Source organism: Litoreibacter sp. JB4-2 (assembly GCF_055693445.1).
The window spans coordinates 1,695,704-1,720,544 of sequence record NZ_CM146334.1; the positions used below are offsets into that span (position 1 = coordinate 1,695,704).

Consider the following 24,841-nt stretch of genomic DNA (forward strand, 5'->3'; position numbering starts at 1 on the left):
CATGCGAAAGCGCACGGGCTAAGCCCTTGAATCGGATCATGTCTGACGCTGGTTTGCTTGGCATCGCAACACGGGCGCCAAATGTGGTAAGCGGCTAACCCTGTTGCGGTTCCAGGTCCGCGACCTCTTGCTGGACCTTTTGTATGAAGGCGCGCGCCAGCCCGATGAAGGGCTGGTTCGGGTCGGTGAAGACCCAAATACTGGCGATTGCGTTATCCGCCATACGCCCCCATCTTTCCTTATCGACGGGGTCGTCAACGTCGAGCCAGTTTTGCATCGCCTCAATGATTGTGTTGCGCTGCATCTGCATCAGCGCAATTTTGGCGCGGCGCTCTTCCTCCAGCCAGCGGCGGTTCAGGCCAAGTATTTTGCGCGTCGCCTCCCCCGCTTTGCTGTCATTTTTCGCCCGTACGGTGGAGGCGCCTTCAAAAATGACCCAATCGAGATGATCCTCCGGATCGGTCGCGCTGCTGGGGTCAAGGATCAACGGCTTTTCAGATGACACGTCGCCCCGCGTCGTCACCCAGACATTGTTCTCGGTCGGGAAGGAGTTTTGTTTGCCCGAACCCGTGGCACGCGGGTCGCTGAGAAAGAAAGCTTCCAGCTGCTCAATCGTGATCACGTCATCGGGGATCTCAACCTGTTTGGACCGCCATTGGTTGCAATGCTTGCAAGATAGCACAAGGTTGAGCCAATCCATGGCGAGCCACCAGTAGCCCTCATGTGTAATTCCGGCTTGATCCGCTTCGCTGACGCCTTTTTTGGGTCGATAATGCTCGATATCGCCGTCTTCACCGCCCGAGGCAAGGCGTTCGCAATAGGCGCATTTTCCGTTGAACATGGCGCGCAGTGCGGCGCGGACATTGTCGTGGCTATAGGCCCGGAAATCACCGGATTTTAGCACTTCTCCATTTGCGAGCTTGGTCTCCAGACGCGCAAGTTCGCGTTGTCCCAAGCTGTCTGGGTTGTTTGGGTCCAGCTCTGCCGGGAATGGATCGCGGTCTATCTGGATCATGGGGACCCCGGGCGTTCAAACAGAGATCCAAACCGCGATTTCAGCGCTTCGCGCTGCGGTTTTGTTGCCTGAAGCGGCGCAACTTTTGTTTTCTCGACCTGTTCCTGCATGGCTTCCACATAGGCTTGCTCGGCCAGGGTCGAGCCGATCACCATATTCTCATTCAAAGCTTTGCTGAGCTGTTCCATCTCTGCCCGTTCAGTGCCGTCGAGGTCTTCAAGCCGGGCCGCAAGGCGGTTGTAGCGCTCAAGCTTGGCGTCGGTTTCGGGGTCGGTTGAGCCTAGGCCAAAGAACTCCGACGTCAGGATTTGTTCTGCCCGCATGCCGCGGATCGATGGCAGGTCCTTGACAGTCTCGACGCGCGCGTCTTCCGCGCTACGCTGAAGGACGAAGACTTCGCCGTTATACATGCCCTGCAAACAGAGCGGGTCATGCGTTGTGACGATGAACTGCACCTGCGGAAAGGCACGGCGCAAAAGCTGCATGATCTGCATTTTCCAGCGGGGATGCAGATGGGTTTCAATCTCGTCGATAAAGACCACGGCCTGTGCGCGTTCCAGATTGTCGTAGTAATGCAAAAGCTCACGGATCACGTCGCACGCCATGGCCAGCACGGATTTATAGCCCACCGACAGGTCTTTGAGCGCCGTGCGCTGACCAAAACGGGTGATGAAGATTTGCCCGCGTTCAAGATCGCTATCGTCGCGTTCAAACTCGTCATCCTCATCCAGCATCAACACGAAACGCAAGGTGCGGGCGGCTGTTTCAAACTCCGCCCGGTTGAGCCGCGACAGCCAATGAATGGGATTGGCGATCACGTCCATCGGGTCGAACATTGATTTGACCCGGTGCGCCGGAGCGCGCAGGCGGCGGCTGCGCTTGGACGTGAAGAAGCGGCGTGGCCCATAGGCCAGGATCACCTTGGCGGAGCTTTCAGTGCCCGAAAAGGTCTTGTCGCCGCGCTCAGCAAACAGTTCGACATGATCTTTATTGTCGAGAAAATCGAGTCGGACATTCATGCCGGGCGCTGTTTCGTCCCAGTTCGATGGGTCCGGACGATGGATCAGATCGTCAGGCGACAGCTCCTCATCCTTGAGCAGGCGGTCAAGCTTTTCGGATTGCTCCGTCCCGATCATGGCAAGGATCATAGCCTCAAGCACGGAGGATTTACCGGTGGCATTTTCACCCAGAAGCAGCATGCAAGGGGCCTGCTCGATATCTTCGACCACCTCCGGCAGCTTGAAGTTGATCTCCTTCAGCGCCTTGAAATTTTCGATTGAAACGCGCGACAGCGCTTGGCTTTGAAACGGGCGCCCGACATCACGCGCGGGTCGTGATTTGGCCCCACGGCGTGTCGCCTTTGGCGCGGGAGCAGGGGCGAAAGGGGCCACAGGCGCCGTGTCTGGAACCGCCTCAAGGTGTTGACTTGCCGCTTCCGCAAAAGCTTGATTGATGAAGTTTTCACGGCGAACAGAGTCAAATTCGTACAACATCTCAAACAGCATGTTGATGTCGAAGACGTTCGATCCGTTGCGGCGGGTATAGTCCAGCAAAGCGCTGGTGACGGCCCCCACATGAGTGATGTTCAAGTCATAAGAGGGTCTGTTCAAACTGTTCAGATTGAAAGGGACCTCATCCGCCTTTTGCGTCGCAATGATGTAGCGGTCGTCAGGCATGGGCGCACCTGTATCTACGACCTTTATTCCGGCACTTGACGCAGTACGACGGTTGTTGAGATGGGCCAACACCGCCTCCACATCCCAGTTCCGCGCCTCAATCAGATCCCGTTCGTTCAGGCCCAAGACCTCAATCGTCGCGTGGCCTTGCGGGGTTTTCCAATGCGCACGCCCATCGAGCGTGAAGTAGAGATGCTCGCTGGCGTTGTGCCAGCACGGGTCCATGATGAGCTCGCGCTCCTGTTCTCGCAGCTCATTGATGCGCTGCGATGGGATGCCGCGATCTCCTTCGATGAAGAACTGGTTGCCCTTGCGACGGGCACAATTGGTGCAGACCCAGAGCAGGTTTTCCCAAGTGTACATGTGCCAGACGTAGGATAGAAAATCGGTGTTGCCGTCTTCGTCCTGGGCCAAAGATTCCGGCCGATGGCGCGAAATAACGCCGACATCATCAGCCGCCCAACTGTTGGTGGCGGAACGTTCGCAATAGGCACAGCTATGGGCGAAATTTTCCGCCATTTGTTCGCGGCAGCTTGGGTCACGGGCGAGCCATTCGGCAGGTGGCACGCGGCGCGTTTGGCCTTTTTCCTCGGTTTGCAGAAGGAAATCGCGAACACGTTGCTGCTGATCCTCCATCTGTTTGGAGGAGAAAGTGTCTGGCACCCGCATCGCGTTGCGGTCGAAAAAGCGCATATCCGCACCCCAGTCGTCTTAAAATAAACTGTTCAAATACTGAGGGGATATCGTGCGCAATTGCGCGTGTTTGTCAAATCAAAGCGCCAGATCGGCGACCAGTTCCGCCTTGGTGTAGTCCCCTTTTTCGACGCGGCGTTTGACGCGTCCGCCTTCCATCAGCACGAATGTGTCGCCCAATGCGAAGGCGAAATCAGCGTTTTGTTCGACCAAAATGATGGCCATCTCGCCCTGTTCGCGCAGGTGGCGCAGCGCGTCACCGATCATCTCGATCACATTGGGCTGGATGCCTTCTGTGGGCTCATCCAGCAGCAACGCCTTGGGCCGGGTGATCAGCGCGCGCGCAATGGCGAGCTGTTGCTGCTGCCCGCCCGACAAGTCACCGCCGCGACGCGATTTCATGTCGCGCAACACGGGGAAGAGATCGAAAATCTCATCCGGAATTTTGTGCTGACCTTTCGGCAGGCAGGCGAAGCCGGTCTCAAGGTTTTCGAGGACCGTCATCATCGGGAAAACCTCCCGACCCTGCGGCACATAAGCGATGCCCGCGCGGGCGGCCGAGACAGCGGTATTTTGCCCCAGCGTCGCGTTTGCAAGCTGCATCGTGCCACCAGAGGCTGGGTGCCGACCCGCGATTGCTTTCAGCAGGCTGGTTTTGCCGACGCCGTTATTGCCCATCACCGCCGTGATCGCGCCTTTCTGAGCGCTGAAAGTGATGTCGTAAAGGATTTGGCTCTGCCCATAATGCAGCGTCAGGTCTTGCACATCAAACATGGCCGCGCCCCAGATACACGTCGATGACCGTTTGATCGGATGTGACATGGTCGAGGTTGCCTTCGGCGAGCACCGCGCCCTCATGCAACACTGTAACCTTGCAATCGAGGCGGCGGACGAATTCCATGTCATGTTCGACCACGACAACGGCGCGCGTTTCGGCCGCGCGTTTCAGGATGTCGGTGGTTTTCTCGCGTTCTTCGACTGTCATGCCCGCGGCCGGTTCATCGACCAGCAGCAGGCGCGGATCTTGGGCCAACAGCATACCGATTTCCAGCCATTGTTTTTGCCCGTGACTGAGCTCGCCAGCGGTGCGGGTCAGACTGTCCAAGAGGCCAATTTCTTCGGCAATCGCCTCGATCCGTTCGGCGTTCGACTTGGTTTTCTTATGCATCAGAACCGTAAACGGCCCACGCGGGTTTTTCAGCGCCATGGCGAGGTTTTGGCGCACGGTCTGCGCCTCGAACACCGTGGGTTTCTGGAACTTGCGCCCGATCCCCTCCATCGCGATTTCGCTTTCGGACATGCCAAGCAGCGACAGGTTTTTCTCCCCCCAGATCACCTTCCCGTCGTCGGGTTTGGTCTTGCCGGTCACGATATCCATAAAGGTTGTTTTACCCGCACCGTTGGGGCCGATGATGGCGCGCAGCTCGGCCTCTGCGAAGTTGATCGACAGGTTGTTGATCGCGCGGAAACCGTCGAAGCTGACGGTTACGCCGGAGACCTCTAGGAGCATGCTCATGACGGCTTCCTCACCAGATAGTCAAACAGCCCACCGATACCTTTGGGGAAGAACAGCGTGACCGCGACGAAGGAGAAGCCTAAAAGCACCAGCCACCAATCGGTCCATTGGATTGTGTAGAAACCGAGGTTCACATCGGGCGCGCCACCACTGGTGAACCAGCTGGAAACAAGCGACACGAAAGCCGCGCCGATCACCGCGCCGTAGAGCCTGCCGCGTCCGCCGATGGCGACCCAGACGGCCAGGTAGATCGAAGCGATTGGCGCGATTTCACCGGGGTTGATGATGCCCGCCTGCGGATAGTAGAGCGCGCCTGCGATACCGGACACGATGGCCGTGACGGTGAAGATGAACAGCTTGTAGCTTTCGACATGGTAACCAAGGAACCGCACCCGCGCCTCATTGTCGCGAATGCCCTGCACCACGCTGCCCATCTTGCCGGAGATGACCCATGCGAAGAACAAGTAACCAAGCGCGAGCGCGAGCGCGGAGGCCCAGAAGAAGGTGATCGAGATCACCGATTGCGGCGTGGCCTCAAAGCCCGGGATGTTTTGCAGGCCTGAGAGGCCATTATTGCCGCGCAATCCACTGTCGTTTTGGAACAGGTAAAGCGACAAAGCCAACGTCATGGCTTGCGTCAGGATCGACAGATAGACGCCCGTGACGCGAGAGCGGAAGGCGAGCCAGCCGAAGACCAGCGCCAGAAGGCCGGGAACAAGAACGACCATCAGAAGTTGGATATAGAGGTTATCCGCAAAGGCCCAAAGCAGCGGAAATTCGGACGAGCCGACAACACCGAAGATTTGGTTGCCGATGGCGTCGGACACTTCCTGCGGCGTCGGTGGAATGGTCTGGGCGGCAAGGTTTGGCAGGATTATCGCCTCCGTCCGCGCGTACATCAGCCACATGCCGATGGCGTAGCCGCCGATACCGAAGAAAGCGAAATGGCCGAGGCTAAGGATGCCGCAATAGCCCCAGACCACATCCATGGCGAGCGCGATCAGGCAGAGGCAGAGCGTTTTACCCAGCGTTTTGACGAAGGAGGTGGAGATCAGGCCCACGCCTGTGGCCTCCGACATCAGCGTGACCATGATGGTGAACAGCGCAAGGGCGGCCATGAACCACAGAACGGACGGGTTTTGGGCGAGGAAGGTTTTTCTCATGGGTCAGTCCGCCGCCGCGCGGCCTTTGAGGGCGACTATGCCCTTGGGCCGGAATTGAATAAACAAGATGATGAACAGGATCATGTAGGTCTGAGCGGCCAGCGTGTTGGACGGGTTCAGCCATTCGATCCCCTTTTGCAGGAACCCGATCATGGAGGCACCCGCGAGCGTGCCCCAAACATTGCCGACGCCGCCGACGACCACGGTCATGAAGCTTTGCACGATGTAGTCGGAGCCCATTTCAGAGGTCACCTTGGCGTAAAGCCCGATAGCCACACCCGCGATCCCCGCAATGCCAGAGCCGAGCCCGAAGGTCATCATATTGATGCGGTCGGGGTTGATGCCCATGGAGGCCGCCATACCGGGGTTTTGCGTCACGGCGCGGACCTCCAGGCCCAGACGGGTGCGTTTTAAAACGAACAGGATCAAGGCCAGGAACAACAGCGCGAGGACGAAAATCGCGATGCGGATATAGCTGATCTGGATGACGTCGGAGAAGACCAGCGCACCGTCGAGCCATTCGGGGGAGGTCAGCGGGCGGGCTTGGGTGCCGAAGATGTTTTTGGCGAGTTGTTGGAGTGCGATTGAGATGCCGAACGTAGCCAGCAAGGTCTCCAGCGGGCGGTGATACAGGTGGCGGATCACGAGACGCTCCATCGTGACCCCTGCCCCGAAGGTGATCGCAAAGGCTAGCGGCAAGGCGACAAGGATCGAGATCGTGTAGTCCGGGATGAACAGCTGGACCACGTAGCCCGTGTAGGCGCCCATCATGATGAATTCGCCGTGTGCCATGTTGATGACGCCCATCACGCCGAAGGTGATGGCAAGCCCGATGGCCGCGAGGAAGTAAATAGAGGCAAGCGACAGGCCGTCCAGCGCAAGATCAACGGTTTGAGCATAACCCACGCGAGTTTCAACGGAGGCAAGTGCGATTTCGGCAGCTTGGGTGATGGCCGGATTGTCTTCGTCATAGACGTCATAGAAGACATGCTCTGACAGTGCTGCGTCGCGGTACACTTGCGTGACCAGCTGCGGGACCAGCCCGTCCTTGGCGAGGCGGGCATAGGCGCGGTTGCGTTCGTCCTCCGTGCCCAATTGGGCGACGGGGATGTCGGCTACGCGACCATCGATGATGTTTTGTTCAAGCGCCGCTCGAATGGCGACAGGCGGGGTCACTGGCGGGGCCAGCTCGGCCGCGACCAATTGCGCGTAAAAGGCATCGGGCGCCTCCGACGGGTCAATCACGCGGGCGATATTGGCGTCGGGAGGCTCTTTGGCGACGCCCGGCTTGGCCGTCAGGATAAGGTTGAGCACGCTACGCGCCTCAACGCTGGTATCTGCCGACAGGCTCTCGATGGCAGCGATGCGGTCCTCGCTCTCCTCGGCAAAACGGGCAGAAAGGAAATTTGCGAGCTGGGTTTTGCGGGCTTTGATCGTTGGATCTGGATCGCCCTCGATTGACGCTTGAAGCGGGGCCAGTTGCGCGGCTTCGGGCTTGCGTGCGATGGAGGTCAGCGCGTCGGCGCGGCGTTTCGGGTCAGGATCGGACAGTTGGAACTGCACAAGGGCTGTGCCGATGACACGGCGCACACCGCCATTGGGTTTGAGCTGTTTGTAGTCGGATTTGTCGCCTTGGATCACGGCATCGCTGTCAAGATCGCGCAGCACGAGCTGGCCGTCCGGGCCGGGCGCGCCCATGAAAAAGATACCGTCTTCCTTGCGCTGCCACGCGCCCTTGTTGGACCAGTTTTCCAGAAAGAGCGGGACAATCGGCAAGCCAGAGGCGACCAGATCATCCAGCAGGACCCCGACGCTTTTGCGCGACGGCTTAGCGACCTCATCGGCGTGGGTTTGAAGGATATCCTGCACCGTTTGCGCGGGCGCGGCGAGAGCGGTGCCAAGCAGAATGGCAACGGCAAGAAGGATGCGGCGCATGTGGTCAGACTTTCGGGCAGAGGCAGAAAATGCGCGGAGCGGCTGGGAGGCGCCGCTCCGCGCGAGAGGGTCTTGCGTTTAGTAGTTGGAGGTCAACTGCACGCAGGTGTTGGTCTCAGTGTTGTACATGCCGCAACCCAGCTCTTTCCAATCGGACTTGAGCACTTTGGAGGCTGGCAGGAAGTCGGTCCATGCATCGCCCGCAACCTCTGTGGTTTGGGAGATGATGTCGAACTGACCTTCGGCTGTGATTTCGCCGATCAGCACTGGCTTGGCGAGATGGTGGTTTGGCAGCATGACGGCTGTACCACCTGTCAGGTTCGGGAATTCCTGACCGTACATGGCGGTGCGGACCGCATCCACGTCTGTTGTGCCCGCCGCTTCAACCGCGTTCACCCACATGTTGAAGCCGATATAGTGGGCTTCCATTGGGTCGTTGGTCACGCGCTCTTCACCCGCGAAGGCTTTCCAAGCTTCGATGAACTCAGCATTTGCCTCGGTGTCAGCAGACTGGAAGTAGTTCCAAGCGGCCAGGTGGCCCACCAGATTGGACGTGTCGAGGCCAGAAAGCTCTTCCTCACCCACGGAGAAGGCCACAACTGGAATGTCATCGGCGGAGATGTCAGCGGCTGCGAGTTCTTTGTAGAAACCGATATTTGCGTCACCGTTGATGGTCGAGATCACGCCGACCTGCTTGCCGTCTTCGCCCAATGCAACCACGTCGCCAACGATTGTGGCCCAGTCAGAATGACCGAAAGGTGTGTAGTTGACGAAGATGTCTTCCTTGGCGATGCCTTTGTCTTGCAGGTACTGCTCAAGGATGTTGTTCGTGGTACGCGGATACACATAGTCAGTGCCCAGCAGCGCGAATTTCTCGACGCCCAGCTCTTCAAGGAAGTAGTCCACCGCAGGGATCGCCTGCTGGTTGGGGGCCGCACCTGTGTAGAACACGTTTTTGGAGCTTTCTTCGCCCTCATATTGCACTGGGTAGAACATCAGGCCGTTCAGCTCTTCCAGAACTGGCAGCGCGGATTTGCGCGACACGGAGGTCCAGGAGCCGAAGATCACGTCGACCTCGGATACAGTCAGCAACTCACGCGCTTTTTCAGCGAAGAGCGGCCAGTCGGAGGCCGGGTCGACGACGACGGCTTCGATTTCGCAGCCCAACACGCCGCCTTTGGCGTTTTGCTGGTCAACGAGCATCAGCATCGTATCTTTCAGCGTGGTTTCTGAAATTGCCATCGTGCCCGACAGCGAGTGCAGAACGCCGATTTTGACCGGGTCTGCGCATTGAGCGGCGGCAACAGCGGTGCTGGCCAGCAAAGCCGATGCGACAATAGAAGTAAGTTTTGTTGTGTGAGCCATTTGGTTTTGGTCCCCGTTGGTAATGCGCGAGACAGACAAAAGCAGCAGCGCTTTCGTCCGCGACCCAACAGGTGTAAGCAGGGTCCGCAACTTTGATGTTGTAGTCGCGCGGTGGGTGAATTCTGCCAAGATGGCCCGCCGCGCGGCGTTTGATGCCTCGAAAAGGCAGGGATACTAGGACCCGCAAAATTCGGCTTTGCCAGCAGAACGGTCGGATTTTGACGCTACCTGCGCGGTTTTGCCTACAGCTTTGCCTCAATTTTAAGTCTTTGATTAAATTTAAGGCAATTTGTGTAGCTTAGTTTTAATGCAGCTTGCACAAATATTGCGAATATTACGCAAATGGCGAAATTGCGACAAAATGGCTATTGATCAAAAATTCAGCATCAAACTGTGGAATATTTTCCCACGAGCTATATTTTGAAACCAATGAATAGTGATCCTGGTTTTACGAATGCGAGCACGTTTGAGCGCGCGATACGGCGCTTGCTGCGCCCCTTGCTGCGCGCACTTATTTCGCGGGGCGTCACGGCGCCTGCTTTTTACCGCATCGTAAAACAATCCTATGTCGACGTGGCCCTGTCCGAGCTGGGCGCCGACGCGACAGACAGCCGGATCAGCATCCTGACCGGCGTACACCGGCGCGACGTTAAGAGCTTTCGCACCCGCGACCCGCAGGCAGACCCCGACGCCGGCCGCCGCGTTTCGATCCTGAGCACGGTGATTGGACGGTGGTTGTCGCATCCTGATTATCGCGATTCGGCTGGCACCCTGCGGGTCTTGCCACGGCAAAGCGTCACCGGCCCCAGTTTTGACGGGTTGGTCGAGTCGGTGAGCCGCGACATACGCCCGCGCGCCGTGCTGGACGAGTTGGCCCGTCAGGGCGCAGTGTCGATCGCAAGCGAAGATGTGTCCCTCGTTGCAGAGGGGCTGACCGGATCGGACGATGCCGACCAAAAGCTACATTTCTTTGCCGGAAACCTTGGCGATCACATGAACGCAGCGGTTGAAAACCTGATCGAACCAGAGCCCGCTCATTTGGAACGTGCGGTGTTTTACAACCACCTTGAGGCCAGCTCCGTCGAGGCCATTGAGATGGAGGCGCGCAGGCTTGGGCTGAGCGCGCTCAGCGAAATCAACACGCTGGCCAGCGAGCATCAAGAGCGCGACAAAGCCGCGCCAACCGCGACACATAGGTTCAGATATGGGCTGTTCTTTTACAAAGAGGACGAAGGTGAAAATGACGAGTAAAGCCAACCGCCCGAAGACTGCCATACAACGACGTGCATTCCTGGCGCTGTCAGCGGCCGGGTTTGCCCTGCCTCGCGCGGCCTTCGCGCAGGCATCGACACGCGACGTCGAGGGCGGCATTGGCGGGACCGGCATCGTCGGGCTTGTGACAGATCTTGACGCATTGATCGTTGCAGGCAACCGGCTGTCGGTCGACGCCGAGACCGTCGTGTCAGACGCGTCGGGCGTGCTGGACCGCACGGCTTTGCGGTTGGGCGAAAGTGTAACCATCGAAGCCAATGGCGCGGGTGTTGCGCGGCGCATTGAGATTACCCACCCGTTGATCGGAACCATTTCTGACATGTCCTCAAACGGACGCCAGATGACTGTGAACGGCGTCCGCGTCGACTCGCCGCGTGGGGCGAAAGGCTTTAGAGCTGGTGATCGCGTCGCGGTGAGTGGTCTGTGGCGGGGCGACCGGGTGATTGCGACCCGGTTTGGCACGCCGCGTGATGGGCGCGATCTTGTGGCAGGCGATGTCACGCGCGCCTTTGGGCGCACTCTGATCGGGCCGGTTGCAGTTGCGGGCAACAATATAGCGCGGGCGGCTGATCGATCCTTCGCAAGCGCGCTGGGGCGCTATGACCGGCAGACTGACCGGTTCATCGTCAGCGATTTCAACAATGCGCGCTTTGTCGGCGCAGCCGGGCCTTTGAAACGGCTGTCGATTGAAGGGTATCTGGACCCGATTGCGCAGGCACCCGGATACCGAATTTCCGGTCTGGGTCACAGCTTTGCGCGCAACCTAGATCTGGCCGCGTTTGCCGGTGGCAAAACGGTGTTCAACGGCGCTTATACCGGGCGATTTGCCGCGCGCGAGGGGATAAGCCTGCCCGAGGATTTCGAGGCGCAGCGTCGGTTGCTGCGCCGCTTGAGTGCCTAGCGCCCCATCCAGCCGCCATCGACGAGCATTGTGTGGCCGTGCATGTAGGCGGCTGCGTCGGAGGCGAGGAAGGTGATGGGGCCTTTGAAGTCGTCTGGGGTGCCCCAGCGGCCGGCGGGGATGCGGCTGAGGATGGATTGGGCGCGGTCGGGGTCGTTGCGCAGCGCCTCGGTGTTATCCGTGTCGATATAGCCCGGCGCGATTGCGTTGACGTTCACGCCCTTGCCCGCCCATTCATTCGCGAAGGCCATGGTCAGCTGCCCGATGCCGCCCTTGGACGCCGCGTAGCCCGGCACGGTGATGCCGCCCTGGAAGGTCAAAAGCGACGCGGTGAAGATGATTTTCCCCGAACCGCGCGCCACCATTTTCGCGCCGATATCACGCGTCAGGATGAACTGCGCGTTCAGGTTGACCTCGATCACCTCGTCCCACATCTCGTCGGGATGGGTGGCCGCCGGTTCGCGCAGGATCGTCCCTGCGTTATTGACCAGAATGTCGATCTGCGGATGATCGGCCAGCACCTGGGCACTGAAGGATTTGACCGCCGCGCGATCCGAGAAGTCACAGGCGTAGCCGGTAAATTTGCGCCCCAGCGCGGTGACCGCGTCACCAATGTCTGAGCGTTCCGGGTCTAGCGTGGCGCTGACGGCGATGATGTCGGCGCCAGCCTCCGCCAGAGCCTCCGCCATGCCAAAGCCGATGCCGCGTTTGGCGCCTGTGACGAGCGCGGTTTTGCCGGAAAGATCAAACTTGTCAGCCAAAGCCATTATGCCTCCTCCTGCACGCGGATCATGGATTTCATTGCATTGGGATTTTCGGTCAGCGATTTGAACGCGGCTTCGATATCTTCCAACCCTTGGATGTCGGTGATGAAGGCGTCGCACTCAACCACGCCCTTGGCCAGCAGTGCCATGGCGGTATCGTAATCCTCGGGCCGGTAGACCCGCGCGCCCAGCAGGTCCAGCTCGCGCCAGAAGAACTGGAACATATCGATCTGCGGCTTGGTGGCGTGGATCGCGACCATGACGATACGCCCGCGCGTGGCTGCGGCCGCCGTCATCAGATCGACGCCGGGCTGGCTGCCCGAGACCTCAAACACCACATCGGCGCCCTTGCCGCCGCTGCCCTCATGCATCGCCTTGGCCACGTCTGTGTCCTTCGGGTTCATCGTGGCAAAGCCGATTTTTTCGGCGAAGGCGAGGCGGTTTTCATTGATCTCCGAGATGGTGACATTGGCGCCCGCATCGCGCGCAACCATGGCGACCAGCATGCCGATGGGGCCGCCGCCGATCACCAGAACATCCTCGCCCGGCTGGACGTTGCCGCGGTTCACGTCATGCACCGCCACGGCCAAAGGTTCGATCAGCGCTGCATGGGACAGATCCAGCCCCTCGGGCAGCACATGGATCGTATGGGCGGGCACGTTCCACTTTTGCTGGAACGCCCCGTCGCTGTCGATGCCGATAAACTTGAGGTTGTGGCAGATATGTTCATGCCCCGCCTTGCAGGCCGGGCAATCGCCGCAATGATCAAGCGGGCGCACCACGATGGGCTGGCCCGCCGCAAGCCCATCAACGCCCGCACCCACGGCGGCAATCACGCCCGACATCTCATGCCCGATGGTGCGCTCAAACCCCACCCGCGCGTCCATATGGCCCAGATAGATATGCAGATCGGTGCCGCAAATCCCGCAATAGGCCACGTCGATCTGCACCTCACCGGGTCCGGGGGCGGGTATGGTCACCTGTTCGATGGAGAAGCTTTTATCCCCGCGATAGACGGCGGCTTGGGTCATGTTCTGTCCTTGGCTTTGAGTGCAGTGTTATGTCAGCAGATTGGCGGCATCAAGCTTGCCCCAGTCAAAGGTGACGCCGGTGCCGGGCAAATCAGGCGCAAGCGCCATATGGTCTGCCACGGCGAGCGGCCGGGTCGTGTAGTCGTCGATCGGGAAGGAATGCACCTCCAGCCAGCCTGTGCTTCCCCGCCCTGACAGAAGGCTGACATGCAGCTCCTGCATGCCGTGGCTGCACAGCGTGATCTCATGCGCCTCCGCCAGCCGGGCCGCCTGCAAGAACCCGGTGATGCCGCCGCAATTGGACGCATCGGGTTGCAGAAAGCTTAGGCTGGCCTGCTGGGCCGCGTATTCAAACTCGTGGATCGTGTGCAGGTTTTCCCCCATCGCCAAGGGCACGCCCGTGGCCTGCGCAATGTCGGCGAAGCCCGTGTAATTGTCAGGGATGATCGGCTCTTCGAACCACAAGATGTCATGGGCCGCGAAGGCGCGCGCGGCCTCGATGGCTTGGGGCACCTCCATCGAGTAATTGGCGTCAACCATGAAGGCCACATCCGGCCCGATCAGATCACGCACCGCTTTGACACGGTCGACATCATCGGGGCGCCCGACTTTGATTTTGACCCCGTTGAAGCCGCGCTCCAGGTAGCCTTCGACGGATCGCAGCAGCTTGGGCAGCTCAAACCCCAGATCAATGCCGCCGCAATAGGCGCGGCAGGACTGCCCCGCCCCGCCCGCCATTTGCCAAAGCGCCTGCCCCGTGCGTTTGCCGCGCAAATCCCACAGCGCAATATCCACCGCCGAGATCGCAAAGGACGCAATCCCGCCCCGCGCCACGTAATGCACATGCCACCCCATGGCCTCATACAGCGCCTCAACCTCCGCGCCGTCTTTGCCGATCAGAAACGGCGCCAGATCATGCTCAATCATCGCCCTGATCGCATGCCCGCCCTTGCCACCCGTGTAGCTGTAACCCGTCCCCTCAGACCCGTCATCCAACGTGACCGTCACCGTCACCAACTCAAAAAAATGATGATCCCCATGCTTCGCATCAACCAAAACTTCGGCAAGCGGGATGTGGAAGAGGCGACAGGTGAGCCCGCGGATGGCGGTCATAGCACCGACCGTTTCCGCGCCAAGCGGATTTGGCGTGTTTTGCTCGTCATTGCGATCGCGTCCTCCCAGTCACCCGGCGCACTCTACTGACGCATCCAGTTTTCTCAAGCACGAAGCATGGGCGTACTGACAACCCGCAGATGTTTTTCAAAAATAGTTCTTGCCAAAAATGCCTACCTAGTAGTAGGTAGTTTTAACTAGCAACACTAACCGAAAGGCTATCGAGATGAAAATTCACGACATCAAAGGATTTCCAAACCCGGATCGCGTGCGCATTGCACTTGCCGAAAAAGGCGTCATGGACCAGGTCGAATTTATCGCGGTTGACGTCATGGGCGGCGAGCATCGTTCTCCTGCTTTCACGGCGAAGAACCCAGATGCCACCGTGCCACTGTTGGAGCTAGACGACGGGACGTGCATTTCGCAATGCAACGCAATAACCGAATATATCGACACTCAGTTTGAAGGCCCATCGCTCACTGGTGAGACCGCCAAGGAACGCGCACAGATCTCGATGATGAACCTTCGGGCCGAAAACGGCCTGCTCAACGCTGCGGCCACTTATTTCCACCACGCCACGCCCGGGCTTGGACCGGACTTGGAAACCAATCAATGCGCTGAGTGGGGTGCCCGCCAAAAAGACGTGGCAGAGCAGACAATGACATATCTTGACGGGGTACTTACCGAGAACGACTTCGTTGCGGGCGACGCCATTTCGGTGGCCGACATCACGACCTATGCTGGTCTGCTCTTTGCCGATTTCGCTAAGATCGAAGTGCCAGAGGCGCTAACACATCTGCGGTCGTGGCGGTCAAAAATGGCGCAGAGACCTTCTATTGCCGCCTGATTTCGTTAAGACAGCTATAGCCCACAGGATGATAGACCCATGGACCTGAATTCCGATTTTTCCGCCCGCGTCGTGTTGCATTCAGACGCGCTTGACTGGCAGGCCTCCCCTATGAAGGGCGTCGACCGGCGCATGTTGGACCGGATTGGCGGAGAGGTCGCGCGCGCCACGACCATCGTGCGCTACGCGCCCGGCAGCCACTTTTCTGCCCATACGCACACCGGCGGGGAGGAATTCATTGTCCTCGACGGCGTGTTTCAGGACGAGCACGGGGATTTCCCGGCGGGTACCTATGTGCGCAACCCGCCAACCACCTCACATACGCCCGGATCAGAGCCAGGATGCGTCATTTTCGTCAAGCTCTGGCAGTTTGACATGGCCGACCGAACGCAGTTTCGCAAAACCATGACTGAGGAGCTGGGCACCCCGGTGGATGGCGTGGCGTCAGCGGTGTTGCATGAGGATGCGCGTGAAACAGTTCTGTATTGTCATATCGACGCTGGGGCGTCCTTGGCCCTTGCGCCTGAAGGCGGGATTGAGCTGCTGGTGATTGACGGGACGCTAGACACGGATGGGGATACCCTGCGCAAAGGGTCTTGGTTGCGCATGCCGGAAGGTGCAGATTTGACTGCCACAGCGGGGCCTGAGGGCGCAAAGATTTGGATCAAGTCGGGGCATTTGCCTTATGCCAAGGCACCTGCGGTTTAGAGCCTTAGGCGGATCGTACCCGGGATGGACACGGATATCTTGATCATTGGCGCTGGTTTGGCGGGGTTGAGCCTCGCCAAACGCTTGTCTGACGCGGGCCGCGATGTCGCGCTGCTTGAGGCGCGGGACCGGCCCGGCGGGCGCATCCTGTCGCGGGATGACGGCGAAGCGATGTTCGACATGGGACCCGCTTGGTTCTGGCCCGGTCAGCCACGCATTGCGGCTTTGATCCGCGCGCTTGGCCTTGAGACATTTGACCAATATGCGGAAGGCGCCCTGCTGTTTGAGGATGAAACCGGGCAGGTACAGCGCGGGCGCGGCTACGCGTCGATGCAGGGCTCCTACCGATTAATGGGCGGGCTGGGCGCGTTGACGGGAACTTTGGCGGCGCAATTGCCCGCAGGCGTTTTGCGGCTGGGCCAAAACGTGTGCCACTTGCAACGCGAAGGCGCGCGTATTGTCGCTGAGACGCGTGCAGGCGAAACGGTTGCGGCACGCCATCTGGTGCTTGCGCTGCCCCCTCGACTGGCTGCACAGCTCAAATTCACCCCCGCCCTGCCGCCTGAAGCGATGCACATCATGGCGGCCACGCCAACTTGGATGGCCGGGCAAGCCAAGGCTGTGGCGGTGTATGAGACGCCCTTTTGGCGCGAAGACGGGCTGTCGGGCGACGCGATGAGCCGGGTCGGTCCGATGGTAGAACTGCACGACGCGAGCCCCGCCGAGGGCGGGCCGTACGCATTATTCGGCTTTATTGGCGCGCCGCCGGATTGGCGCCGAGATGAGGCCCGACTACGCACGCATCTTGAAGCGCAATTGGTGCGCCTGTTCGGCGCGCGCGCGGCCAACTCGAAAGCGCTGTTTGTCAAAGATTGGGCGTTTGATCCGCAAACCGCAACGGATGCGGACCAGCTTGGCCCGCAGACGCATCCGCGCTACGGCATGCCGCAACCGCTTGCAGGGCTCTGGGATGGGCGGCTACATTTTGGGGGATCAGAAATGGCCCCCCAGTTTGGCGGCTTTCTGGAAGGCGCGTTGGAGGCGGCGGATGCGGTGTTCGATCGGATTTCACGCGCGAAGGAGATGGCTTAGCCATGGGTGAGGACACCAAAACCGCATTGCTGGATGTAGCAGAGACCGCCGCGCGGGCGCGTGGTTTTGACGGGTTCAGCTACGCTGATCTGGCGCGCGAGGTTGGAATCCGCAAAGCCTCCATCCACTACCATTTCCCGACCAAGGCGGACCTGTCACAGGCAATGATGGCGCGCTACCACGACCGGTTTGAGGCGCATTGCGCAGAGATCGACGCCACCCATGCTACGGCGGCAAGACGCCTTAACGCGCTTGTTGGAACCTATCGCGCCGCACTAAGCGACGGAACGACTTTGTGTCTATGCGTGTCATTTACATCCAGCCGGGAGAGCTTATCGGAACCGGTTCGCGCCCAGATCAAAGCGTTTCGGGAGATGATGGCCAGCTGGATTGCCGACACCTTACGCCTCGCTGAAACGGATGGCACGATTGCGGGGCCGTTTACGCCCGATATTGAGGCACGCGCCATTTTGGCGCTGTTGGAAGGGGCACATTTGGCCGCTCGGGCGGAGGAACATGTGGCGCTTTTTGATCAGGCGACCCAGTCTTTGCTGGGGCGATGTGCACTGGACGCGTGACGCTGCTCATGATTTCTGATTTGCCCAAAAAGTAGAACTTTGTGATGCATATCAGCTTAATAATTAATCTCTTTGCGATATGTGCAATTAATTGGCGCTTCGCTGAAAAAATATCATTCCAAATGCCTCCTTATTGGGCTTTCCGCTGTCAGACTTGAAATTTGGGAGGGGACCGATGGTTGGGGCAGATACCGCTTGGATCATAGTGGCAACAGCACTTGTGCTGTTCATGACATTGCCAGGACTGGCATTGTTTTACGGCGGGCTGGTGCGCGCGAAAAACGTGCTCAGCGTGTTTATGCAATGCTTCGCAATTGCCTGTTTGATGAGCATCTTATGGCTGGCGGCGGGGTATTCCATCGCCTTCGGCGACGGAAACGCCTATTGGGGCGGGCTTGGCAAAAGCTTCCTGAACGGCGTGACGGCAGACACAGTTTCAGGAACCATTCCCGAAGTGCTGTTTTTCGCATTCCAGATGACCTTTGCCATCATCACGCCTGCGCTGATCGTGGGCGCCTATGTTGAGCGGATCGGGTTTGGCTTCGTACTGGTATTCTCCTCACTTTGGATGCTGTTGTGTTACGCGCCCGTTGCCCATTGGATTTGGGGCGGCGGCTTGCTGGCTGGCGCCGAATGGTCGCTGTTTGAGAACGGTGTGAATGATTTCGCAGGGGGCATTGTGGTGCACCAGACCGCGGGTATCGCCGCGCTGATCCTGGCCGCATTCCTTGGGCCACGCACTGACAAATCGAAACCACCGCATAACCCCGGCATGGTCATGATTGGTGCTGCAATGCTGTGGGTCGGCTGGTTCGGCTTTAATGGCGGATCACAACTGGCGGCCGATGGCGGCGCGGCCATGGCGCTGACGGTCACACATATTTCGGCAGCAATGGCGTCGTTGACCTGGGCGCTTTGGGAAAAGTTCCGCCATGGCAAGGCCTCCCTCGTGGGGTTGGTCACCGGCACGATTGCGGGGCTTGCCTCAATTACACCGGCGTCGGGTTCGGTCAGCCCGGTTGAAGCGCTGATCATTGGCGGCGTCGCGGGCATCCTGTGTCAGGAACTTTGCGGAATCGTAAAGAACGCCTTGAAAATCGACGACTCGCTTGACGTGTTCGCAGTGCACGGCGTGGGCGGGATGTTCGGCATCTTGATGTTGGTTGTCTTTGGCCATGCGGGCATTGTGGAGCAAGGCGGCGGCTTGATCGTTGTGGGTCTGTTCACAGCCGTGATGACTACGTTGATCATTTTCGTCACGAAGGCGATCACACCGCTGCGCGTCAGCGAAGAAGACGAGCTGACCGGGCTTGATCTGTCGTCGCACGGTGAGCGCGCCTACGACCTGTCGAGCTAGCTCGACGTAAAACCTGAATTGGGCTCCTGCGTGGGCCCAATTCGACCCTGCGTTAGGTGGCTTGCCCACCCGACGCGCGCGCTGCATTGTGGCCCCGACCCGCGCCGATTTGGCGTACATTTCACCGGGAGGCCGCATGGATCGCGCAGCCATCGTTCATGACAATTTTCTGCGCCGCGTTCAGGCCAATGACCTGCCGGTGGGTGCCGCGCCGGGCGATGTCGAGCCTGACATTTTGATGCAGCTCTACCGCGCGCAATGCCTGTCGCGCCAGCTCGACCGGACCAGCCGGGACATGCAAAAGGCGGGGCAAGGCTACTACACAATCGGCTCCAGCGGGCATGAGGGGATGGCCGCCGTTGCCCACGCATTACGGGTCACCGACATGGCCTTCCTGCACTACCGCGACGCGGCATTTCAGATAGCGCGCGCAGGACAAGTACCCGGCCAAGACCCAGCCCGCGACATTTTGCTGAGCTTTGCAGCCTCTAGCGACGACCCAATCTCAGGTGGGCGACACAAAGTTCTAGGCTCCGCGCCTCTGAACATCCCACCACAAACCTCAACCATTGCCAGCCATTTGCCCAAGGCGGTGGGCGCCGCACATGCGGTGAGCCTTGCGCGCAGGCACCGGCCCGAACATGCGTCACTGCCCGAGGACGCGATTGTCATGTGCGCGTTCGGGGATGCCTCTGCCAACCACTCGACGGCGCAGGGCGCGATTAATACGGCGTGTTGGGCGAGCTTTCAATCAGCGCAGATGCCGTTGTTGTTGGTTTGCGAGGATAACGGGATCGGCATTTCGACGCCCACGCCCGCTGGCTGGATCGCGGCCAGCTTCGCGCACCGGCCTGGGCTTGCATATTTTTCCTGCGACGGGCTGGACCTGGCGGACAGTTTGCAGGTCAGCCGGGATGCGGCAGATTATGTGCGCACCCATCGCAAGCCCGCATTTTTACACATGCGTATGGTGCGGCTTTATGGTCATGCTGGGTCTGACGTCGAAATGAGCTACCGCGCCAAATCAGCGATTGAAGCGGATGAGGCGAATGACCCGCTGCTGCACTCAGTGCGTCTGCTACGCGACAGCGGGGCCTGCACACCCGACGAGGCGCTTTCGATCTATACGCAAACCGGAGAGCGTTGCATGCAGTTGGGTGCACAGGTAGTGACCCGCCCCCGGCTGAAAACAGCGGCGGATGTGGCGGCAAGCCTGATCCCACCCACACGCCATTGCGCAGCCACCAACGGGCCCGCCCCGGAGGCCCGCGCAGAGGTTTTTGGCAGCGATCTACGCGCCATGGCGGAGCCGCAGCCGATGGCAAAGCTGATTGGATGGGCGCTGACTGATTTGATGCTTGAGCATGGCGAGATCGTGCTTGCGGGCGAAGATGTTGGACGCAAAGGCGGCGTTTACGGCGCGACGCAAAAGCTGCAGGCGAGGTTTGGTCCGGACCGGGTGATCGACACATTACTGGACGAGCAAGCAATTTTGGGGCTGGCGATAGGGCTGGGCCAAAACGGCTTTGTGCCGATCCCCGAAATTCAGTTCCTAGCCTATTTGCACAATGCCGAAGATCAGTTGCGGGGTGAGGCCGCGACGCTGAGCTTCTTCTCTAACGGGCAATATACCAACCCGATAGTGCTGCGCATTGCGGGGCTTGGGTACCAGAAGGGGTTTGGCGGGCATTTCCACAATGACAACTCGCTTGCCGTGTTGCGTGACATACCGGGATTGATCATCGCCTGCCCGTCACGCGGCGATGACGCGGTCATGATGCTGCGCGAGGCGGTGCGGCTCGCGCGCGAAGAACAGCGCGTTGTCATCTTTGTGGAACCGATTGCGCTCTACCCGATGCGAGATTTGCATGAGGAGGGCGACAAGGGCTGGCTGGCCCCCTACCCCGACGCGAAGACCCGGATTGGGTTGGGCGAAATCGGCGTCGACGGCACAGGTCGCGATCTGGCAATCGTGACCTACGGCAATGGGCGGTACTTATCGACAAAGGCCGCGAGGCAGTTGGAGGCCGCGGGTGTGAAGACCCGCGTGATCGACATGCGGTGGTTGGCGCCGCTGCCAGCGGACGCATTGCTGGCAGAAACGGCCGCGTGCGGTTCGGTGCTGATCGTGGATGAATGCCGCCGCACCGGTAGCCAATCTGAAGGTTTGATGGCGTTATTTGGCGAAGCTGGTCGTCACAACGTCTCGCGCGTGACCGCAGAGGATTGCTTCATAGCAACGGGCCCGGCCTATGCGGCGACCCTGCCGTCAGTCGACGGCATAGTGGCGGCGGCACTTAAGCTGGTGAGCGACGGTTAAGGTTCTGCGTGGCAAAGTCTATGACGCGGGCACGCTATGCGAATTGCTGGCGTCCGGCGCTGGTATTGCGCTAGCCGCCGATGCTCAGGACGTAGGGTGTTTTGCCGTCTTTGGAGACGGTGATCTCCTCCGTGCCGATGGTGACGATGCGCCAACGATCGACGATTTCGCCCACGCCCAGACGGTAGAGCGCACCGGTGGAGGAGAGCTTCACGAAAGCCAAGGTGTCCCCGTTATCCTCCGCGATGATGCCTAGAAGCGATAGCACAGTTTCGGCCACTTTAGGGGCCTCGGGCGCTTGAATAGGGCGGCGCGAGGCGTGGAAGACGGGTCGCGCATTCGTTGTCTCGACCAGATCCGCAAGCCTGTCGCTACCGTCGCTGAGGCGGGTTTCCAACTGCGTCGTATGTGGTTTTGCTGCGTTGACTGCCGCCTCACCGCGCGGCATCCAGATCGCGGCTGACGCGGCCAGAAACGCACCGAAAATTATTACCGGCAAAACCGGCTTCAAGAGGGTATTGATGCGCGCATTCATGGCTTTTGCACCCCGTAAAGTGCCGCCTGAAAGGTGATGCGGCGTTCGGGGTTGGTGCGGCTGGCGCGCGCAGGGCGCAGCGTCAGGTCTTCGACCACGACGATGGGTTTCAGCGCCGCAAGACTGTGCAGGAAGCTGCCCAGTTCAATTTCCGGCGCGATACCGTTGATGGCGAGGTTCAGGCGCACCAACCCGTCGACCTGTTCGATCTCATCGGCGCGGATCATGTCGATATTGATGCGGTTTGCTTCCGCCAGATTTTGCAGGCTGGTTTGCAGCGCAACCTGCGCCAGTTGCGGTGTTTCGCCGGGGAAAAACGCCTCATCGGACAACCCGCCCGAGACGTTGGTGCTGACGGATGCGGCGCGCGCGATGATCTGTTCTTTGTCCGCGATTGTGCCTGCGCGGTCCTTGGCGGCAGCCCCCATAATGAGGCCAAACAGCACGCAGGCCCCGGCAAGCGCACCAACGAAGGCGAGCGTTACTTTGCCGGGCAGGGTCGGATTGGCGAAATGAAAACTGCTCATTATGTCCCCCCGATTGTGAGGTTTGCGGCAATGCGGAACCGCTCGATGGACTGGGAATTGTCACGAATGACCGGCGAGGCAAATTTGATGTCCGTCAGACCCGGCACAGTCGACAGGTGGCGTGTCACATCGGCGGCAGAAGGGCCGTAACCGACAAGCGTGACATCGACGCCTTTGATGATGATTTGATCGAGCCAAACGCCGTCAGGCAGGACATCGCTGAGCGTTCCCGTCAAGGCCAAAACCTCGGTCGATGTCGCGAGCGCGCCATCCAGCCCGCGCAACCGCGACGCGGCCGCCGCAGTGCTGCGCAATTCCGTTTGGGCCTGGGCCGCTTGGGACGACAGGGCACGATCAAGATAGCTGGTATAGCCCCAATTCGCGGACGCTGAGAGCGCAAAGAGCACAGCGCCAGCAAGGGTCGCTTTGTAGACAGGTGAAAGGCCAGCCAAAATCGACCAGAGCGTCGGATTTTCGGCGACGGCGGCGCGCGTCCAAGGCGGCGCGGTTCGCAGGGTCCCTTTTGGCGTTTCGCGGATGATCGAGGCGATCTCACCACCATGTTTGGCCAGCCCCTCTTTGATCGCCATGACAGGCGCCTCAAGCGTCAAGGTGGCGGTGACGTCCCAGCCGCCATTTGCGGCTTCATGCGCTTCCCAGATAGAGGTTGCGACGCCTTCGGCAAAAGGGGAACGGTAGGCGATTTCAGCTTCGATCATGCGGCTGACTTCGGGCAACAAGCCGGGCGGCACAGAAAATGCCAGATCAATGCTTGCGGCATCGGCGAGAACCAGGTCGATTTTTGCGTCCTCAGCCGCGCCCGCAAGCGTGGCATAAGCGCTGTCCTCGACCTCAAGCCAGTCATCATCGTCGAGCGCGCGCACACGCGGCGCACCAGACCCGATTTCGATGAAGAAATAGCACCGCTCTTTTGGCACCGCGGCATCAGACGCGACGCCAGACGCGCTTTGCGCCAAAAGCGCCCGCGCATAGGTAAACCAAGGCCCGATAGACAGGCCCCGGCTTTCAAAAATCACACCACCCGTTTGCTCCGTCACCCGAAACTGGCTCCACTTAAGATCCTCTTAAACCGTAAACCTGACAGCAAACTATGGCGTTACCTAGGCAGTCCCGCCAAAAAGCTGGTAATTTGTGAAATTGTGGTTTGGGAAGACGGTTGAGACGAGCTGCTCCGACATTCCCATATGGCGCACCATGATCTCACCAGCGATATTGCGGTAGTTGGTCACCGTCGGCAGCCAGTTGCGCGTGACCACCGTGTCGTCAATTGTGCTGACGTCATCGGCAACTGCGCGCTGGGTTGGGCCGCCAAAGGCGAACCATGCGCCACCCTCACCGTGATCGGTACCGGTCGAGCCGTTTTGCTTTTTGGTGCGGCCGAATTCCGAGCCGGTCAGCACCACGATATCCTGCATCATTGTGCCCATGTCGCGGTAGAAGGTCAAAAAGTCATTGGCCCCTTGCGCCATGTTGCGATGATAGCCTTTTTCCTGATCCGTGAACGGGTTGGCACCTTCCGCGATCTGGTTGGAATGGGTGTCCCAACCGATGTTCCAATCCAGTGCGGCTACTTCCAGCGGAACGCCCGCTTTGAGCAACTGCGCACAGAGGCGTAGGCCGCGACCAAGACCGGAATTCGAATAGTTGAGACCACCAGCGCTTGGCGTGTAGTCAGTACCAGCAGCCTGCACTTCTGCGATGGAGTCGAGCATGATCAGTTGGCTGTCGCGCACCTGCCCTTCGACGGCGGTCAGGTCGACATCATGCGAATGAATTTCGCGCATCAGCTCTGTCAACTGATTGTCGGCACACCCCGAGCCCTCACAGAAATCATTGTTGGTCAGGTTGAACCCGTTTCGGTCATTGATCGCGGGCACTTTTACATCGCCCCTGATCTCGGTCGAAATTGAGGTCTTGCCGGCGACGAGACCGCGCAGCGGGTGATCCGGACCCGACACATTCTGCATATAGCGGTTGAGGTAGCCGTCGATCAGGTTATTGCGTGCGCCGGTCCCGATCCAACGCTGGCAGTCAAAATGCGACCGGTTGTTGGGGTCAAAGGATGTCGCCGGTGCCACCATCATGTTGCCCGCGTCCCAGATCTCCATCAGGAGTTCCAGGTTGGGGTTCATTCCACGCATGGTGTCACCCAAATCGAGTGCGCTGTTGATGTCATTGGACGGTGGCGGCACCGCAATGTCAGGGCGGTACTGGTAGTAGAACGGATCACCCACCAACGGGAACAGGTGCAGCCCGTCAGCGCCGCCGCGCATGAACACTTTGATGAATGTTTTTCCGCCCGCCTGCTGCGCGAAGGAAAACTTAGGGGCCCCCGCCACGCCAACCATTGCGGCAGCGGCAGTCAGGGATTTGAGAAAGTCTCTACGGTTTTGCATGTGATCCTACCTTTGA

Annotated in this window: 22 protein-coding genes; 8 read left to right on the plus strand and 14 right to left on the minus strand. The window is 59.5% G+C overall.

Features of this window, described 5'->3' with window-relative positions; translation table 11 throughout:
- Nucleotides 1–94: 94 nt before the first annotated feature.
- From ACZ1G7_RS08475 to urtA, 7 genes are all read right to left on the minus strand, one after another.
- Entirely contained in the window at nt 95–1,015 is a 921-nt protein-coding gene (locus ACZ1G7_RS08475; RefSeq protein WP_472663381.1) for an HNH endonuclease, read from the minus strand.
- The gene (locus tag ACZ1G7_RS08480; protein WP_472663382.1) at nt 1,012–3,384 is read right to left on the minus strand and encodes an AAA family ATPase; all 2,373 of its coding nucleotides are present in this window, start codon (nt 3,382–3,384) and stop codon (nt 1,012–1,014) included. The genes ACZ1G7_RS08475 and ACZ1G7_RS08480 overlap by 4 nt, the downstream gene beginning before the upstream one ends.
- Before the next feature lie 78 nt (nt 3,385–3,462).
- Entirely contained in the window at nt 3,463–4,158 is a 696-nt protein-coding gene (urtE, locus tag ACZ1G7_RS08485) for an urea ABC transporter ATP-binding subunit UrtE (RefSeq protein WP_472663383.1), read from the minus strand.
- Complete coding sequence (gene urtD, locus ACZ1G7_RS08490) at nt 4,151–4,900, minus strand: urea ABC transporter ATP-binding protein UrtD (RefSeq protein ID WP_472663384.1); 750 nt, start codon at nt 4,898–4,900, stop codon at nt 4,151–4,153. Before urtD ends, urtE begins: the two co-directional genes overlap by 8 nt.
- Nucleotides 4,897–6,063, minus strand: coding sequence for an urea ABC transporter permease subunit UrtC (gene urtC / locus ACZ1G7_RS08495; protein WP_472663386.1), 1,167 nt, complete (start codon nt 6,061–6,063; stop codon nt 4,897–4,899). The genes urtD and urtC overlap by 4 nt, the downstream gene beginning before the upstream one ends.
- Before the next feature lie 3 nt (nt 6,064–6,066).
- Complete coding sequence (gene urtB / locus ACZ1G7_RS08500; RefSeq protein ID WP_472663387.1) at nt 6,067–7,998, minus strand: urea ABC transporter permease subunit UrtB; 1,932 nt, start codon at nt 7,996–7,998, stop codon at nt 6,067–6,069.
- A 78-nt stretch (nt 7,999–8,076) separates the two neighbouring features.
- Entirely contained in the window at nt 8,077–9,363 is a 1,287-nt protein-coding gene (gene urtA, locus ACZ1G7_RS08505; RefSeq protein WP_472663388.1) for an urea ABC transporter substrate-binding protein, read from the minus strand.
- A 429-nt stretch (nt 9,364–9,792) separates the two neighbouring features.
- Here urtA and ACZ1G7_RS08510 point away from each other — a divergent pair, with 429 nt between their 5' ends.
- Together ACZ1G7_RS08510 and ACZ1G7_RS08515 are read left to right on the plus strand one after the other, a co-directional pair.
- Nucleotides 9,793–10,614, plus strand: a complete 822-nt coding sequence (locus tag ACZ1G7_RS08510; RefSeq protein ID WP_472663389.1) for a DUF6502 family protein — start codon at nt 9,793–9,795, stop codon at nt 10,612–10,614.
- The gene (locus ACZ1G7_RS08515) at nt 10,604–11,536 is read left to right on the plus strand and encodes a DUF5666 domain-containing protein (protein WP_472663698.1); all 933 of its coding nucleotides are present in this window, start codon (nt 10,604–10,606) and stop codon (nt 11,534–11,536) included. The genes ACZ1G7_RS08510 and ACZ1G7_RS08515 overlap by 11 nt, the downstream gene beginning before the upstream one ends.
- On the opposite strand, the gene ACZ1G7_RS08520 is transcribed toward ACZ1G7_RS08515, so the two are convergent.
- Genes ACZ1G7_RS08520 through ACZ1G7_RS08530 form a run of 3 tightly spaced genes read right to left on the minus strand, consistent with a single transcriptional unit; the run spans nt 11,533 to nt 14,444 of the window.
- Nucleotides 11,533–12,297, minus strand: a complete 765-nt coding sequence (locus ACZ1G7_RS08520) for an SDR family oxidoreductase (protein WP_472663699.1) — start codon at nt 12,295–12,297, stop codon at nt 11,533–11,535. The two genes, ACZ1G7_RS08515 and ACZ1G7_RS08520, sit on opposite strands and share 4 nt — an antisense overlap.
- A gap of 5 nt (nt 12,298–12,302) precedes the next feature.
- Complete coding sequence (locus tag ACZ1G7_RS08525) at nt 12,303–13,331, minus strand: zinc-dependent alcohol dehydrogenase (protein ID WP_472661342.1); 1,029 nt, start codon at nt 13,329–13,331, stop codon at nt 12,303–12,305.
- 27 nt (nt 13,332–13,358) lie between these two features.
- Nucleotides 13,359–14,444: a mandelate racemase/muconate lactonizing enzyme family protein gene (locus ACZ1G7_RS08530; protein WP_472663390.1), complete on the minus strand. Its 1,086-nt coding sequence runs from the start codon at nt 14,442–14,444 to the stop codon at nt 13,359–13,361.
- 226 nt (nt 14,445–14,670) lie between these two features.
- Between ACZ1G7_RS08530 and ACZ1G7_RS08535 the strand changes: the two genes are divergently transcribed.
- The 6 genes from ACZ1G7_RS08535 (at nt 14,671) to ACZ1G7_RS08560 (ending at nt 21,346) form a co-directional block, all read left to right on the plus strand.
- Nucleotides 14,671–15,291 carry a glutathione S-transferase family protein gene (locus tag ACZ1G7_RS08535; RefSeq protein WP_472663391.1) on the plus strand — a complete coding sequence of 207 codons (621 nt, stop codon included), beginning with the start codon at nt 14,671–14,673 and terminating at the stop codon, nt 15,289–15,291.
- A gap of 39 nt (nt 15,292–15,330) precedes the next feature.
- Complete coding sequence (locus ACZ1G7_RS08540; protein WP_472663392.1) at nt 15,331–15,999, plus strand: cupin domain-containing protein; 669 nt, start codon at nt 15,331–15,333, stop codon at nt 15,997–15,999.
- 24 nt (nt 16,000–16,023) lie between these two features.
- The gene (locus tag ACZ1G7_RS08545; protein ID WP_472663393.1) at nt 16,024–17,091 is read left to right on the plus strand and encodes a flavin monoamine oxidase family protein; all 1,068 of its coding nucleotides are present in this window, start codon (nt 16,024–16,026) and stop codon (nt 17,089–17,091) included.
- A gap of 2 nt (nt 17,092–17,093) precedes the next feature.
- On the plus strand, nt 17,094–17,669 hold the full coding sequence (locus ACZ1G7_RS08550; protein WP_472663394.1) for a TetR/AcrR family transcriptional regulator: 576 nt from the start codon (nt 17,094–17,096) through the stop codon (nt 17,667–17,669).
- A 175-nt stretch (nt 17,670–17,844) separates the two neighbouring features.
- Complete coding sequence (locus ACZ1G7_RS08555; protein WP_472663395.1) at nt 17,845–19,026, plus strand: ammonium transporter; 1,182 nt, start codon at nt 17,845–17,847, stop codon at nt 19,024–19,026.
- Between the two features lie 136 nt (nt 19,027–19,162).
- Nucleotides 19,163–21,346, plus strand: a complete 2,184-nt coding sequence (locus tag ACZ1G7_RS08560; RefSeq protein WP_472663396.1) for a thiamine pyrophosphate-dependent enzyme — start codon at nt 19,163–19,165, stop codon at nt 21,344–21,346.
- A gap of 70 nt (nt 21,347–21,416) precedes the next feature.
- Here the strand turns inward: ACZ1G7_RS08560 and ACZ1G7_RS08565 are convergent, their stop codons facing one another.
- From ACZ1G7_RS08565 to ACZ1G7_RS08580, 4 genes are all read right to left on the minus strand, one after another.
- Nucleotides 21,417–21,881, minus strand: a complete 465-nt coding sequence (locus ACZ1G7_RS08565; protein WP_472663397.1) for a hypothetical protein — start codon at nt 21,879–21,881, stop codon at nt 21,417–21,419.
- A complete protein-coding gene (locus ACZ1G7_RS08570; protein WP_472663398.1) occupies nt 21,878–22,408 on the minus strand; it encodes a GspMb/PilO family protein in 531 nt (176 codons plus the stop codon). Before ACZ1G7_RS08570 ends, ACZ1G7_RS08565 begins: the two co-directional genes overlap by 4 nt.
- Nucleotides 22,408–23,466 (minus strand): PilN domain-containing protein, encoded by a 1,059-nt coding sequence (locus ACZ1G7_RS08575; RefSeq protein WP_472663399.1) that lies wholly within the window; start codon nt 23,464–23,466, stop codon nt 22,408–22,410. Before ACZ1G7_RS08575 ends, ACZ1G7_RS08570 begins: the two co-directional genes overlap by 1 nt.
- Before the next feature lie 63 nt (nt 23,467–23,529).
- Complete coding sequence (locus ACZ1G7_RS08580; RefSeq protein ID WP_472663400.1) at nt 23,530–24,825, minus strand: DUF1501 domain-containing protein; 1,296 nt, start codon at nt 24,823–24,825, stop codon at nt 23,530–23,532.
- Nucleotides 24,826–24,841: the final 16 nt, after the last annotated feature.